The following is a 12,932-nucleotide window of genomic DNA, read 5'->3' as shown; positions in this document are numbered from 1 at the left end:
AGACCGATCCAAGAATTTCTCCAGGTCCACGTCCACCACCACACGCCTGCCTTGCTCCACGTACCGTCTGGCCGCTTGGACCGCCTGATGCGCGCTGCGCCCCGGCCTAAAGCCGTAGCTGTGCTCGCTGAAGGTCGGATCGATGAGCGGTTGCAGCACCTGCAACAGGGCCTGCTGGATCAGCCTGTCCACCACGGTGGGAATCCCCAATTCCCGTGTCCCTCCACCCGGCTTGGGTATGCCCACGCGGCGTACCGGACTGGGCCGGTAGGTACCGTCGAGCAAGCCGCGCCGGATGTCGGGCCATTGGGTCTTCAGGTCTTCCCCCGTTTGCTGCACCGTGCGTCCATCGACGCCGGCGCTCCCCTTGTTGGCCTTGACGCGTTTCCACGCCGCCGCCATGTTGTGCTGTGCCAGTGCCTGCCCCATCAGGTCCTCTGGCCCCCAGTGCGTGTGGTCATGCCGCGCCGGCCGTGCTTCATCGCGCCCACGCTCCGGCGAGGCTTCACCGCGCCCTTGCGTCGGTCGCTGCGCTTGCGCGCACTTCTGATGCCTTGCACTTCCAAGCGGCATGTCTCGTCACTGTCCTTTTCGTTTGGCCCTTCGTCGGGGAACCCGACTACTACGGCCGCTGCTGACTTCTCGCTCCGGGCAAGCCCGTCGCCCTTTCAGGCACGAGGCGAGATCTCCCCGGGTAAGAACGCGATCCTTCACCGCACAATCGCCCCATTTACGCCACCTCGCCTTGACCACAAGAGCTTCGCAGTCTCATGCCCGCTCGCCCTGCTCGGCAGCGCCTCGTATGAGGTTCGTGTTCCTCGACTCGCGGTTTCGCTCCCCGCTTCCTCCCCACGCTCGGTCGCCCTCGCGCAGTTGCGGTTCGCTTCGCTCGCTGTGGCCAGCTCGCGGGAGGACTTGCACCTCCAGGATCGCGCCCATGCTGGGCACACACGAAAAAGGCGGCCGAAGCCGCCCTTGCGTCCATGGAAGGATGACCGCTCAGGCCTGGTCCCACGAGTAGGTGGCACCGTAGCCGTCCCATGCTTCCATGACGATGCGCTGGCCCGCGGCCACGTTCAGCGATTCGCCCGGGGCCAGCACCAGGTCTTCGCTGGGGCTGGCGGACGTGGCGTCCGGCGTGACCCAGACCCGGCCCTGCTTGACGCGCAGCACGCTGGCCGACCGCGCCTTCAGGCTCATCGCCTCGCCGGGCGCAATCTGCCAGGCACCGCGGCGCACGGCCGGCGGAATGGCGGAAGCGGTGCGGGTCGAGGACGGCAGGGAAACGAGCGATTCGGTGGTGCAGACGGCGGTGGACATGATGAAACTCCTTGGGCGTTCTCCGAAGTGCGATGACAAGACAGAGGCAATGGCGCAGTTCGGGAATGAATGATCGTTTGCACGGCGTTGGCAGTCCAATGAAAACGAGGTAGCCTACTGATTCCGAATCCGCATCAATCGACCGACGCCGCCCACGCCCTCATCCATGCAGCATTCGCAAACCCACCTGCGCTCCCGCCCCATCTCCGCGGGGCACCTGCGTGCCTTCGAGGCGGTGGCGCGCCATCTCAATTTCCGCGCCGCCGCGGAAGAAATGGCGCTCACCCAGTCCGCCGTGAGCCGCCAGATTCAGTCGCTCGAGGAAGAAGTGGGCGTGGCGCTGTTCCTGCGCCACACGCGGGCGGTGGAGCTCACGAGCGCGGGCGCGCAGCTGCTGCTCGCGGTGCAGCAGTCGCTGCCGCGCATCGACATGGCCGTGCGCCAGATCCGCCAGAGCGCGGGGCGCAAGAGCGTGTCGCTCACCACCTTTGCGTCTTTCGCATCGATGTGGCTGATCCCGCGGCTCGAGGCCTTCCAGCGCGACAACCCCGAGATCGACATCCGCATCGACGCCAGCGACGTGGCGGTCGACCTGGAGGTGGCGGACGTCGACATCGCGCTGCGCTACGGCCCGCGCGAAGCCATGCCGGCCACGGCCGTGCGCCTCTTCGGCGAAACCCTCACGCCGGTAGCGAGCCCCTGGCTCCTGAAGAGCAGCCCGCCCATCAGGACACCCGCCGACATCACCGGCTTCACGCTGATCGAAGCCGGCGACGCGCACCGCACCCACCTCGAATGGCTGACCTGGCGGCGCTGGTTCGAGGTCAACGGCCTGGAACGGGCGCAGCCCAAGCGGTGGCTTTACTTCAACTACGCCTACCAGATGGTGCAGGCCGCGCTCACCGGGCAGGGGGTGACGCTGGCGCGCAGTTCGCTCATCGCCGAAAGCCTGGCCAATGGCGACCTGGTGGAGGTGCTGCCGCAGCACCGCATGGATTCGCCGATGGGCTACTGGCTCATCGCCGGGCCGCGCAATGCGCTGCGGCCCGAAATCAAGGCCTTCTGGGACTGGCTGCAGGTGCAGGCCGTCACCACGCGCGAGACCATCGGCGAGGTGCCCGACCCGGACACCGTGGACAACATCGACTGAACGCTGCGCCAGCGAGAGGTGGCCGCCGCCGGGCCGCCCCAAGGCGGGCCATGCCACCCCCTCGGGGGGTGGAATTACACGAAGTGAAAAGCCGGGAACTCAGGAAGTTGGCCAGACGACGCCGTTGTCGTTGAGGATCGCGTCCAGCGGCAGGTCGTGCGCCTCGGGCTCGAAGTCTTCGAGGAAACCGTTGGTGAAGCCCAGCCCCACCGTGAACGGGCGCGGCTCCAGCGCAGCCAGCGTGCGGTCGTAGAAGCCGCCGCCGTAGCCCAGCCGGTAGCCGCCGGCGCTGTAGCCCACGCAGGGCACGAACAGCAGCGTGGGCACGATCAGCTCGGTGTCCTTCGGCTTGGGAATGCCATAGGCGTCTTCCTCCATCTGGCAGCCCGGATACCAGGCGTGGAAGGTCAGCGTCTTGTGGACCTTGTTCATCACCGGCAACCCGATGCGGCGGCGCTGCGGCTCGTCGATCAGTTCGCCGTCTTCCTTCCAGCGGTGCAGCGCGGGCAGCGGATCGAACTCGCCCTTGATCGGCCAGTAGGCGCCGATCACGGTGTCGGGCCGGCCGACCAGCCAGATCCGCATCACCCGCTGCAGCAGGTCGGCCTTGGCGAGCCGGTCGGGCATCGCCAGACGCTGCTCGATCAGTGCTTTTCTCACCTGATCCTTGAGAAAACTCGTGGTCGCCGAGGTGTCGGCATCCTTTGACTTGTCCATAATCCCCCGATGCAGTTCCCAAGCATTTTGGCACCCATGCGCCATCGCCCGCGCAATGCAGCGTCCGCGCTGGTTTTTTCCGCCGTTCTGGCCGCCGCCGCACTGCTTTCGCAGCAGCCCGCCGCCGCACAGGCCAACAGCAACGACGACGTGCTGGTGCAGATGAAGCAGGCGTTCCAGCGCGGCGACAAGGGCCGGCTCGCGGCCCTGCTGCCGCAGGCGCGCGGCCACGCGCTCGAACCCTGGGCCGCCTACTGGGAACTCAAGGCCCGCCTGCAGGAAGCCGCGCCGAACGAGGTGCAGGACTTCTTCGCCCGCTATCCCGGCACCTACCAGGAAGACCGGCTGCGCAACGACTGGCTGCTGCTGCTGGGCCAGCGCCGCGACTGGGACGGCTTTTCCTCCGCGCTGGACGGCTTCCGCATGGGCGACGATCCGCAGGTGCGCTGCTACGCGATCCTGGTCGAGGCCCTGCGCTCCGGCAGCGCCACGCAGGCCCAGGCCCACGAGGTGCGCCGCAACTGGTTCGCCCAGAAAGATTCGGACGACGGCTGCCTCACCGCGGCCGACCGCCTGGTCGCGGCCCGCCTGATGTCGCCCAACGACGCCTGGAAGAAGGCGCGCCTGGCCATGGAGGCCAACCGCCCGCAGGCTGCGCGCGGCGCCGTGACCATTGCCGCGCCCGATGCGCTGCCGCTGTTCGAAGAGCTCAACGCCAGCGCGGCCAAGTTCCTGGCCGGCCGCGCCTTCGTGGCCGCCAAGTCGCGCAAGGAGCTGGTGGTGCTGGCGCTCGTCAAGATCGCCATGGCCGACCCCGAGCAGGCCGCCACCCAGCTCGACAGCAAATGGGGCCCGATGCTTTCCGCCGAGGAGCGCAACTGGCTCTGGGGCACCATCGGCCGGCAGGCCGCCAGCAAGCTCTCGCCGCTGGCCGGCAGCTACTTCGCCAACGTCACGAAGAACGGCGACCTGTCCGACGACATGCTCGGATGGCGCGTGCGCGCCGCGCTGCGCACCGGCCAGTGGAAGGAGGTGGCGCCCGCCATCAACGCCATGAGCGAAACCGCCCAGCTGGAACCGACCTGGGTCTACTGGAAAGCGCGCGCACTCGGCGTCGCGGGCGGCGACGATCGCCGCGCGCAGGCGCGCGAGCTCTACCAGAGCATTGCGGGCACGCGCGGCTTCTACGAGATGCTGGCGCTGGAGGAACTCGGCCAGCGCACCGTGGTGCCCACGCGCCCCGCGCCGCTCACGCCGGAGGAAAAGAACGCCGCGCGCAGCAACATCGCGCTCAACCGCGCGCTCTACGCCATCGCCATCGGCCTGCGCTCCGAGGGCACGCGCGAATGGAACTACGCCACCAACCTGCACGACAAGGGCGGCATGGACGACCGTGCGCTGCTGGCTGCGGCCGACTTCGCCTGCCAACGCGAGGTGTGGGACCGCTGCATCAACACCAGCGAACGCACCAAGGGCACGATCGACGTCGAGCAGCGCTTTCCCATGCCCTTCCACGACACGGTGCTGCGCAAGAGCCAGGACATCGGGCTCGACCCGGCCTACGTCTACGGGCTGATCCGCCAGGAAAGCCGCTTCATCATGGACGCGCGTTCGGGCGTCGGCGCCTCGGGCCTGATGCAGGTCATGCCCGCCACTGCGCGCTGGACCGCGCGCAAGATCGGCCTGGCCGGCTTCACGCCCGGGCAGATCAACGACCACGAGACCAACATCACCATCGGCACCAACTACCTGAAGCTCGCACTCGACGACTTCGACGGCTCCATGGCGCTGGCCGCGGCCGCCTACAACGCCGGCCCCGGCCGGCCGCGCAGCTGGCGCAACGGCCCGGTGATGGAAGCGGCGATCTGGGCCGAGAACGTGCCCTTCAACGAAACACGCGACTACGTGAAGAAGGTGCTCGCCAACACCACCAACTACGCCGCGCTGATCAGCGGGCGCCCGCAGTCGCTGAAGGAGCGCCTGGGCCGCGTGGGCCCGCGAGACGCGGCAGAGCCCGAGCCCAACAAGGACCTCCCCTGACATGAGTTGGGGCGGCCAGGTGCTCGACACCGTCGCGGCCGAATTCTCGGACGTGGGCGACATCGCGCAGCTCACGCGCATCGTCGTTCGGCTGATGCTTGCGGCGGCCATCGGGTTCATGCTCGGCTTCGAGCGCGAGCAGCAGGGCAAGGCGGCCGGCGTGCGCACCCACATGCTGGTGGCCATCGGCTCGGCGCTGTTCGTGCTGATCCCGCAGCAGACCGGCATCGTGCCCGCCGACATGAGCCGGGTGATCCAGGGCCTGGTGGCGGGGGTGGGCTTTCTCTGCGCCGGCACCATCCTCAAGCAGGGCAAGGACGAGCACCATGTGCAGGGCCTCACCACCGCCGCCGGGCTGTGGATGACGGCCGCCATCGGCATGGCCTGCGGGCTCGGCCGCGAAGTGACCGCGGTGCTGAGCGCACTGCTGGCGCTGGCCGTGCTCGCGCTGGTGCCGCGCCTGGTCGACCTGGTCGAGCGCATGGTCGGGCCGCCGCGCATCGAGGAAGACAAGACCGGCGCAGCGCCGCGCGTGATCGCCTCGCCTGAAGACGACCAGCCGCCGCCGCGCTGAAGAAGAAGCAAGCAGCGCCCCGACGCATTAATTCGGCCGCATTTCGGCATCAATTCGCCGGCACGGGCCCGCTAGCATCGAAAGTTTCTCTCTCTCTCATCCCAACCGCAGGATCACACCATGCGCAAGCTCTACATCGGCAACAAGAACTACTCGTCCTGGTCCATGCGGCCCTGGGTGCTCATGACGCAGGCCGGCATCCCGTTCGAAGAGGTGAAGGTCCGCTTCGATTCCTTCGCGCCCGACTCGCACTTCAAGAAGACCATGGGCGCGATCAATCCGGTGGCCGAGGTGCCGGCGCTGGTCGACGGCGACCTGGTGGTGTGGGACACGCTCGCCATTGCCGAATACCTGGCCGAGACCTTTCCGCAGAAGCAACTCTGGCCCCGCGCCGCGGCCGAGCGGGCCCGCGCGCGCAGCATCTGCGCCGAGATGCATGCGGGCTTCGGCAACCTGCGCAGCCTCTGCCCCATGAACATCGAGGCGTCGTTGGCCGACGTCGGCGCACGGCTCCTGAAGGACAACCCCGTCCTGCAGGCCGACCTCGACCGCATCGTGCAGATGTGGAGCGGCCTGCTCGATGCCCACGGCGGCCCGCTGCTGTTCGGCGGCTTCAGCATTGCCGACAGCTACTTCGCGCCGGTGGGCACGCGCATCAAGACCTACGGCCTGCCGGTGCCGCCGGCCATCAGCGCCTACATCGAGCGCGTGCAGGCGCTGCCTGGCGTCAAGGCATGGATCGACGATGCCCTGGCCGAGAAGGACTTCGTGGCGTTCAACGAGCCCTACCGCACGGCGCGCTGAGGCTCTTCGAGTCCCGGCGCCTCAGAAGCGGTAGGTCGCCGAGAGGTAGGTCACGATCGGGTTCAGCTTGAGCCTGGCCTCGCTGGTGGCGACCGGCAGGCCGGTGATCGTGGTGGTCGTGAGCCTGGCCTTGGTCTTCAGCGCAATGTAGGAGACCGAGAGCGACACGCCCCAGTGCTTGTCGATCTGGTAGGCCACGCCGGCATTGAGCACCGGCGCGAACGAGCTGTCGAGCTTGGCGGTGGTCGAGGTGGAGAGCGGCCGCTGGCGCAGCTGGCTGCCCAGCGCACCCTGAAGCTCCGGTGTCAGCTTGATGTCGCTGTACCAGACATAGGTCGCCCCCAGGCCCACGAAGGGGCGAAGGGCGGCATTGCCCTCGTTGAAGTAGTACTTGCCGAGAATGGTGGGACTCCACTGGCGCGCTTCACCCAGTTCGCCCACGCGGCCCAGCGTGCCGGTGCCGTTGAGCTTGAACTTCGGCGGAACGCCGAACACGCCCTCGACAGCCCAGTGGCTGTCGACGAAATAGACGGCGCTCAGGCCCAGCGTGTCCGAATCGCTGACCGACGCGCCCGAACCGGCCACCACGCTGCGCACCGGCGCCGTCAGCGTGAGCGGCTTGCTCGAATCCTGCGGGGCCAGATGAAGCCACCCCGCGCCGACCACCCAGTCTCCAGCGCTCTGGGCCCACGCGCTGCCGGACGCCAGCGCGCCCGTTGCCGCCAGCGCAAGCATTGCTTTCTTCATGACGTGATTACTCCTTTTGGTTTAAAAATCTGCAGCGCACGGCCTCCACTGCGACAGTGGCTGCTTTTTTGGCAAATCGGCGAACGATCGTTCGATTTGCAGGAAAATTCTCGAACGGTCGTTCTATTTTTTCCATCTGGAGTATCCCTACACTGGGCGCATGAAAACCTATCTCGTCGGCGGTGCACTGCGTGACCGGCTGCTCGGGCGACCGGTGTCGGATCACGACTGGCTGGTGGTGGGCGCCACGCCGGAAGAAATGGCGGCGCGCGGCTACCTGCCCGTGGGGCGCGACTTCCCGGTGTTCCTGCATCCGCAGACCCGCGAGGAATACGCGCTGGCCCGCACCGAGCGCAAGAGCGCTCCCGGCTACCGCGGCTTCACCGTGCACGCCTCGCCCGACGTCACCCTCGAACAGGACCTGGCGCGGCGCGACCTCACGGTCAACGCCATCGCGCTGCCCGCGGAGTTCGTGGACGCCGACGGCCGGTTCGAGGCCGACCCCGACAGGCTCGCCGACCCCTTTCATGGCCGGCGCGACCTGCAGCAAAAGCTGCTGCGCCACGTCACCGACGCCTTTCGCGAAGACCCGGTGCGCATCCTGCGGGTGGCGCGCTTTGCGGCGCGCTTGGACGATTTCTCGGTCGCGCCCGAAACCATGGCCTTGATGCGCGAGATGGTCGAAGCCGGCGAAGCCGATGCGCTGGTGCCCGAGCGCGTCTGGCAGGAGCTTTCGCGCGGGCTGATGGAAACCCGCCCGTCGCGCATGTTCGAGGTGCTGCGCGCCTGCGGGGCGCTGGCGGTGCTGCTGCCCGAGGTGGACCGGCTCTGGGGCGTGCCGCAGCCCGAGGCCCATCACCCCGAAGTGGACAGCGGCGTGCACCTGATGATGGTCATCGACACCAGCGCCAAGCTGCAGGCTTCGCTGCCGGTGCGCTTCGCCTGCCTGATGCACGACCTCGGCAAGGGCACGACGGAGCCCGGGCTGCTGCCGCGCCACATCGGCCACGAGAAGCGCAGCGCCGAGCTGCTGCGCGCGGTGTGCGACCGCTGGCGCGTGCCGGTCGAGATCCGCGAGCTCGCCGAGGTGGTGGCGCGCGAGCACGGCAACATCCATCGCAGCGGCGAACTCGCGGCCGCGGCGCTGGTGCGCCTGCTGGAGCGCTGCGACGCGTTTCGCAAGCCGGCGCGCTTTGCCGAGGTGCTGCTGGCCTGCGAGTGCGATGCCCGCGGACGGCTCGGCTTCGAGGACCGGCCCTATCCGCAGCGCGAGCGGCTGCTCGGGGTGCTCGCCACGGCGGCTGGCGTGCCCACCGACGCCGTGGCGCGCGCGGCGCAGCAATCCGGCGCCGCCGGGCCGCAGATCGGCGAGGCGATCCACCGCGCACGCGTGGAGGCCGTGGCGGCATCGCTGGGCTGAAGCCCCGCCGCAGACGTCCGACTTTGGCCGACACGGGAGATGCCAGGCCCGTGTTATGGTTTTCACCGATGCCAATGTCCTCCCAGTTGCCACCTCCGTTGGGCCGAGATACCGCCCTCTTTCTCGACTTCGACGGCACCCTGGTCGCCCTCGCACCCACCCCCGAGGCGATCGAGATTCCTTCCGCCCTGGTGGCGCTGCTCGAAGACCTGCGCGACCAGCTCGGTGGTGCGCTGGCCGTGGTGTCGGGCCGCCAGATCGACGTCATCGACCGCTTCCTCGCGCCGCTGCGCCTGCCTGCCGCCGGGGAGCACGGCGTGCAGCGCCGCGACTCGCAGGGCCGGATGCAGGAGCAGCACGCACCCGACCTCGTGCCCATCCTGGACATCGCCAACGAACTGGCCCGGGTGCACGAGGGCCTGCTGGTCGAGCGCAAGCACGCGGCCATTGCGCTGCACTACCGGCTCGCACCGCAGCTGGAGGCCGTGTGCCGCGACGCCATGTCGCGCGCCATCACAGGCCGGCCGCAGCTCGAACTGCTGCACGGCAAGTTCGTGTTCGAGATCAAGCCCACGGGCGTCAACAAGGGCATTGCCATCGAGGCCTTCATGAACGAGGCGCCATTCGCGGGGCGCCTGCCGGTCTTTGCCGGCGACGACACCACCGACGAGAGCGGCTTCGCGATCGTGCAGCCGCGCGGCGGCATCGGCATCAAGGTCGGCTCGGGCCCGAGCCTGGCGCTGCACCGGCTCGAATCGCCGCGCGCGGTCTACGAATGGCTGGTGCATCTGCGCGACCAGCTGGCCGCGCCGGCCCGCAGGAAAGACGAATCCCCGAGGAGCGATGGATGAGCGAGCTGCAACTGTCGAAGGCACCCGAGGACCGCGCGGGCATTTCCCTTTCCGGCGCGGCCGGGCCCGCCGACCAGGCGCCGGTCGACCCGCGCGCTGCGACTTCGGCCGCGCAGCGCGGCTTCGGGGCGCCGGCCGAGCCCTCGCTCAACGTCGGCGTGATCGGCAACTGCGCCTACAGCGCACTCATCGATGCACGCGGGCGCGCCGTGTGGTGCTGCCTGCCGCGCTTCGACGGCGATCCGGTCTTCAATGCCCTGCTGCACCCCGGCGAGGAGGCCGGCGCCTGGGCCATCGAGATCGAGGACTTCGCCTCCAGCAAGCAGTGGTACGAGCCCAATACCGCGGTGCTGCGCACGCAGCTGTTCGACAGCGCCGGCCAGGGCATCGAGATCACCGACTTCGCGCCGCGCTTCTACAGCCGCTCGCGCTACTTCCGCCCGCTGATGATGGTGCGCCGCGTGCGGCCGATCGCCGGCGCGCCGCGCGTCCGGGTGGCGCTCGACCCGCGCTTCCAGTGGGGTGCCTCGGGGCCGCTGGAGGTCACGCGCGGCAGCAACCACATCCGCTACGTGGGGCCGGACGTGACGCTGCGGCTCAACACCGACGCATCGATCTCGCACATCCTTTCGCGCCAGCCTTTCGTGCTCTCGCGCGAATACAACTTCATGTTCGGCGTCGACGAAACCCTGCTCGACGGCATTGCCGACACCGCGCGCAGCTTCGAGCAGGAAACCATCGCCTACTGGCGCACCTGGAGCAAGCGGCTCGCGATTCCGTTCGAATACCAGGACGCGGTGATCCGCGCGGCCATCACGCTCAAGCTCTCGCTCTACGAAGACACCGGCGCCATCGTCGCCGCCATGACCACGAGCATTCCCGAGGCGCCGGGCAGCCAGCGCAACTGGGACTACCGCTACTGCTGGCTGCGCGATGCCTTCTTCGTGGTGCGCGCGCTCAACTCGCTGAGCGAGGTGGGCACCATGGAAGACTACCTGCGCTGGCTCGGCAACGTGGTGATCGGCTCGCACGGCGAGCACATCCAGCCGCTCTACGGCATCGGGCTGGAACGCGAGCTGCCCGAGTCGATGGTCGAGAACCTTGCGGGCTACCGCGGCATGGGGCCGGTGCGCGTGGGCAACCAGGCGCAGGAGCACTTCCAGCACGACGTCTACGGCAACATCGTGCTCGGCGCGGCGCAGGCCTTTCATGACCACCGCCTGCTGAGCCGCGCGGGCGTGGCCGAGTTTCCGCACCTCGAGGCCGTAGGCGAACAGGCCATCCGCGTCTACGGCACGCCCGACGCCGGCATGTGGGAGCTGCGCACGCGCGCCCGCGTGCACACCAGCTCGGCGCTCATGAGCTGGGCCGCCTGCGACCGGCTCGCCAAGATCGCACGCGCGCTCGCGCTGCCCGAACGCGCCGCCTACTGGCACGGCCACGCCGCGCGCATGAAAGAGGAAATCCTGGCCAAGTCGTGGTGCGAGGAGCGCCAGGCCTTTGCCGAAAGCTTCGGCGGCCATGAGCTCGACGCCAGCATCCTGCTGATGGTCGAGGTGGGGCTGATCGACGCGCGCGACCCGCGCTTCATCTCCACCGTCGACGCCATGGAAAAGTCGCTCTGCGACGGCCCCTACATGCGCCGCTACGAAGCGGCCGACGACTTCGGCAAGCCCGAGACCGCCTTCAACATCTGCACCTTCTGGCGCATCGACGCGCTGGCCAAGATCGGCCGCAAGGCCGAGGCGCGCCAGATCTTCGAGACCATGCTGGCGGCGCGCAACCCGCTCGGCCTGCTCTCGGAAGACACGCATCCGGTCACAGGCGAGATGTGGGGCAACTTTCCGCAGACGTACTCCATGGTCGGCATCATCAATGCGGCCGTGCGGCTGTCGGCGCCCTGGGATTCCTGCATATGAGCCGCTTGGTCGTCGTCTCCAACCGCGTGGCCGACCCGCGCAAGCCCGCCGCCGGCGGCCTGGCCGTGGCGCTCGGCGAAAGCCTGCAGCAAAGCGGCGGCATGTGGTTCGGCTGGAGCGGCCAGATCATCGAGAACGGCCCCACGGGCGAAGGCGAGCTGCACATGCAGCAGGCCGGCAAGGTCACCCTCGCCACCATCGACCTGAGCCGCGAGGACCACGACAGCTACTACCTGGGCTACAGCAACGACGTGCTGTGGCCGGTGTTCCACAACCGCCTCGACCTCGCCCACTTCGACGCCGGCTTCATCGGCGGTTACCGGCGCGTGAACCAGCTGTTCGCGCGCAAGCTCAAGCCGATGCTGAAGGACGACGACGTCATCTGGATCCACGACTACCACCTGATGCCGCTGGCGGCCGAGCTGCGCGCCATGGGCTGCAGGCAGCGCATCGGCTTCTTCCTGCACATTCCGCTGCCGCCGCAGATCATCATCGCGGCCGTTCCGCAGCACGAATGGCTCATGCGCTCGCTGTTCGCCTACGACCTGATCGGTTTCCAGGCGCAGCAGGACGTGCAGCATTTCGAGCACTACGTGCGCAACGAGGCGCACGGCGAATACCTGGGCGACGAGATGTACCGCGCCTATGGCCAGACCGTGCGCTGCAGCGCCTTCCCGATCGGCATCGACGTCGACGAATTCGCGGCGCTCACGCATGCGAAGGAGTCGCGCGACATGTTCGAGACCATGAAGCGCGAGTATTCGCAGCGCCGGCTGCTGCTGGGCATCGACCGGCTCGACTACTCCAAGGGCATTCCCCAGCGCGTGCGCGCCTTTCGCGAGTTGCTCGCCAACTATCCCGAGAACCGCCGCAGCGCCACGCTGATCCAGATCGCCTCCCCCACGCGCGAGACGGTCGATGCCTATGGCGACATCCGGCGCGAGCTCGAGTCGCTGTGCGGCGCCATCAACGGCGACTACGGCGAACTCGACTGGATGCCGGTGCGCTACATCCACCGCATGGTGGCGCGCAAGCGCGTGCCGGGGCTGTGCCGCGCGGCCGCGGTCGGGCTGGTGACGCCGCTGCGCGACGGCATGAACCTGGTCGCCAAGGAATACATCGCGGCGCAGGACCCGGCCGACCCCGGCGTGCTGGTGCTGTCGCGCTTCGCCGGCGCGGCCGAGCAGCTGAAGGAAGCGCTGCTGGTGAATCCCTACGACACGCACGGCACGGCCGAAACGGTGCAGCAGGCGCTGCAGATGCCGCTCGAGGAGCGGCGCGAGCGGCACCAGAAGCTGCTGTCGCGCATCCGCGAGCAGGACATCCATTGGTGGCGGCGCAGCTTTCTCGAGGCGCTGCGCCACGCCGCGAGCCAGCGGTAGACGAGGCG

Annotated in this window: 11 protein-coding genes and 1 pseudogene; 8 read left to right on the top strand and 4 right to left on the bottom strand. The window is 68.5% G+C overall.

Going from position 1 to position 12,932, the window contains the following annotated elements; translation table 11 throughout:
• Positions 1–12: 12 nt before the first annotated feature.
• Together VAPA_RS05190 and VAPA_RS05185 are read right to left on the bottom strand one after the other, a co-directional pair.
• A pseudogene (locus VAPA_RS05190) lies at positions 13–573 on the bottom strand (reverse transcriptase domain-containing protein); the annotation flags it as partial.
• A 426-nt stretch (positions 574–999) separates the two neighbouring features.
• Positions 1,000–1,320 carry a DUF2917 domain-containing protein gene (locus VAPA_RS05185; protein WP_021005713.1) on the bottom strand — a complete coding sequence of 107 codons (321 nt, stop codon included), beginning with the start codon at positions 1,318–1,320 and terminating at the stop codon, positions 1,000–1,002.
• 166 nt (positions 1,321–1,486) lie between these two features.
• Here VAPA_RS05185 and VAPA_RS05180 point away from each other — a divergent pair, with 166 nt between their 5' ends.
• Positions 1,487–2,470 carry a LysR substrate-binding domain-containing protein gene (locus VAPA_RS05180; protein ID WP_021005712.1) on the top strand — a complete coding sequence of 328 codons (984 nt, stop codon included), beginning with the start codon at positions 1,487–1,489 and terminating at the stop codon, positions 2,468–2,470.
• 99 nt (positions 2,471–2,569) lie between these two features.
• Here the strand turns inward: VAPA_RS05180 and VAPA_RS05175 are convergent, their stop codons facing one another.
• Positions 2,570–3,187: a 5-formyltetrahydrofolate cyclo-ligase gene (locus tag VAPA_RS05175; protein ID WP_012746142.1), complete on the bottom strand. Its 618-nt coding sequence runs from the start codon at positions 3,185–3,187 to the stop codon at positions 2,570–2,572.
• Positions 3,188–3,223: 36 nt separating this feature from the next.
• Here VAPA_RS05175 and VAPA_RS05170 point away from each other — a divergent pair, with 36 nt between their 5' ends.
• The 3 genes from VAPA_RS05170 (at position 3,224) to VAPA_RS05160 (ending at position 6,605) form a co-directional block, all read left to right on the top strand.
• The gene (locus VAPA_RS05170; protein WP_196232545.1) at positions 3,224–5,227 is read left to right on the top strand and encodes a lytic transglycosylase domain-containing protein; all 2,004 of its coding nucleotides are present in this window, start codon (positions 3,224–3,226) and stop codon (positions 5,225–5,227) included.
• Between the two features lies 1 nt (position 5,228).
• Entirely contained in the window at positions 5,229–5,801 is a 573-nt protein-coding gene (locus VAPA_RS05165; protein WP_021005710.1) for an MgtC/SapB family protein, read from the top strand.
• A gap of 120 nt (positions 5,802–5,921) precedes the next feature.
• A complete protein-coding gene (locus VAPA_RS05160; protein WP_021005709.1) occupies positions 5,922–6,605 on the top strand; it encodes a glutathione S-transferase family protein in 684 nt (227 codons plus the stop codon).
• Positions 6,606–6,626: 21 nt separating this feature from the next.
• Here the strand turns inward: VAPA_RS05160 and VAPA_RS05155 are convergent, their stop codons facing one another.
• Complete coding sequence (locus tag VAPA_RS05155) at positions 6,627–7,352, bottom strand: OmpW/AlkL family protein (protein WP_021005708.1); 726 nt, start codon at positions 7,350–7,352, stop codon at positions 6,627–6,629.
• A gap of 160 nt (positions 7,353–7,512) precedes the next feature.
• Between VAPA_RS05155 and VAPA_RS05150 the strand changes: the two genes are divergently transcribed.
• From VAPA_RS05150 to otsA, 4 genes are all read left to right on the top strand, one after another.
• The gene (locus tag VAPA_RS05150) at positions 7,513–8,772 is read left to right on the top strand and encodes a multifunctional CCA addition/repair protein (protein ID WP_021005707.1); all 1,260 of its coding nucleotides are present in this window, start codon (positions 7,513–7,515) and stop codon (positions 8,770–8,772) included.
• A 74-nt stretch (positions 8,773–8,846) separates the two neighbouring features.
• Positions 8,847–9,623: a trehalose-phosphatase gene (gene otsB / locus VAPA_RS05145; protein WP_021005706.1), complete on the top strand. Its 777-nt coding sequence runs from the start codon at positions 8,847–8,849 to the stop codon at positions 9,621–9,623.
• Positions 9,620–11,542, top strand: coding sequence for a glycoside hydrolase family 15 protein (locus tag VAPA_RS05140; protein ID WP_021005705.1), 1,923 nt, complete (start codon positions 9,620–9,622; stop codon positions 11,540–11,542). The genes otsB and VAPA_RS05140 overlap by 4 nt, the downstream gene beginning before the upstream one ends.
• Positions 11,539–12,924 carry an alpha,alpha-trehalose-phosphate synthase (UDP-forming) gene (gene otsA / locus VAPA_RS05135; RefSeq protein ID WP_021005704.1) on the top strand — a complete coding sequence of 462 codons (1,386 nt, stop codon included), beginning with the start codon at positions 11,539–11,541 and terminating at the stop codon, positions 12,922–12,924. The genes VAPA_RS05140 and otsA overlap by 4 nt, the downstream gene beginning before the upstream one ends.
• Positions 12,925–12,932 lie beyond the last annotated feature (8 nt).

The organism is Variovorax paradoxus B4, assembly GCF_000463015.1.
Taxonomy (GTDB): Bacteria; Pseudomonadota; Gammaproteobacteria; order Burkholderiales; family Burkholderiaceae_C; genus Variovorax; species Variovorax paradoxus_E.
This window is presented reverse-complemented; position numbering and strand designations above follow the sequence as displayed.